This window comes from Bacillus sp. Medicinal_06, assembly GCF_056711665.1.
The window spans coordinates 1-255 of the sequence record NZ_JBWYHD010000087.1 but is presented as its reverse complement, the minus strand read 5'-3'; the positions used below and the strand labels follow the sequence as shown (position 1 = coordinate 255).

Genomic DNA, 255 nt, shown 5'->3' with positions numbered 1-255 from the left:
AGCTGAGCTATAGGCCCATACAAATTGCAGAATTAATTTATATCATATCCTCTTTTAAGAGTCAACACTTTTATTGAACTCTCAAAACTAAACGAAAACGAAACACGGAAACTTATATTGATAAGCAGTGCTTATCAATTCTCCATAGAAAGGAGGTGATCCAGCCGCACCTTCCGATACGGCTACCTTGTTACGACTTCACCCCAATCATCTGTCCCACCTTAGGCGGCTGGCTCCAAAAAGGTTACCCCACCG

The 255-nt window shown here is 42.4% G+C and carries 1 rRNA gene; it reads right to left on the bottom strand.

Annotation, left to right across the window (positions count from 1 at the left end):
• Positions 1-148: 148 nt before the first annotated feature.
• Positions 149-255: ribosomal RNA gene (locus AC1M36_RS28620) — 16S ribosomal RNA — on the bottom strand; the annotation flags it as partial.